Source organism: Pseudoxanthomonas sp. 3HH-4, from assembly GCF_006716465.1.
Classification (GTDB): domain Bacteria; phylum Pseudomonadota; class Gammaproteobacteria; order Xanthomonadales; family Xanthomonadaceae; genus Pseudoxanthomonas_A.
In genome coordinates, this window is record NZ_VFPB01000015.1 from 1 (window position 1) to 1,280 (window position 1,280).

Genomic DNA, 1,280 nt, shown 5'->3' on the forward strand with positions numbered 1-1,280 from the left:
TTCGAAGGCCGTGGCTCGGACAACCCGCTGGCGTTCAAGGTCTACGACGCGCAGAAGACCATCGGCGGCAAGACCATGCAGGAGCACCTGCGCTTCGCGGTCTGCTACTGGCACACCTTCTGCAACGCCGGCCATGACCCCTTCGGCCCGGGCACGCGTCACTTCCCGTGGGAAGCAGGTTCGCCCATGGCCACCGCCGAAGCCAAGGTCGATGCGGCGTTCGAGTTCTTCACCAAACTGGGCGTGCCGTACTGGTGCTTCCACGACATCGACCTGGCCCCGGATGCAGAGGACATCGGCCAGTACCAGAAGAACCTCAAGCACATGACCGCCCTGGCCAAGGCGCGGCAGGACGCCACCGGCATCAAGCTGCTGTGGGGCACCGCCAACCTGTTCTCGCATCCGCGCTACATGAATGGCGCCTCGACCAATCCGGACTTCGCCGTGGTCGCCCGTGCCGCCGTGCAGGTGAAGGCCGCGCTGGAGGCCACCGTCGAACTGGGCGGCGAGCATTACGTGTTCTGGGGCGGCCGGGAAGGTTACGCCTCGCTTGTGAACACGGACATGAAGCGCGAGGTGGAGCACTTCGCCCGCTTCCTGACCATGGCGCGCGACTACGGCCGCAGCATCGGGCTGAAGGGCAACTTCCTGATCGAGCCCAAGCCGATGGAGCCGATGAAGCACCAGTACGACTTCGACAGCGCCACGGTGGCCGGCTTCCTGAAGGAGCACGGGCTGGCGAAGGACTTCAAGCTGAACATCGAAGCCAACCACGCCACGCTGTCCGGCCATACCTTCGAGCACGACCTGCAGGTGGCCAGTGACCATGGCCTGCTGGGCAGCATCGACGCCAACCGCGGAAATGCGCAGAACGGCTGGGATACCGACCAGTTCCCCACCGACCTGTACGACACCGTCGGGGCGATGCTGGTGGTGCTGCGTCAGGGCGGACTGGAGGGCGGGTTGAACTTCGATGCCAAGGTGCGTCGCGAGTCGACCGACCTGGAAGACCTGTTCATCGCCCACATCGGCGGCATGGACGCGTTCGCACGCGGCCTTGAAGTCGCCCACGCGCTGCTGACCGACTCGCCGTGGGAGCAGTGGCGCAAGGAACGCTACGCCAGCTTCGATAGTGGTGCGGGCAAGGACTTCGAGACCGGCAAGCTCGGTCTGGCCGATCTGGCCGCGCTGGCGGCCAAGCAGGGTGAACCGAAGCAGATCAGCGGCAAGCAGGAGCGTTACGAGAACCTGCTCAACCAGTACCTGCTGCGCTGAGCGCG

The 1,280-nt window shown here is 65.2% G+C and carries 1 protein-coding gene; it reads left to right on the forward strand.

Features of this window, described 5'->3' with window-relative positions; all coding sequences use genetic code 11:
• On the forward strand, window positions 1-1,275 hold a 1,275-nt coding region (xylA, locus tag FB548_RS18685), incomplete at its 5' end, for a xylose isomerase (RefSeq protein WP_142126322.1).
• Window positions 1,276-1,280 lie beyond the last annotated feature (5 nt).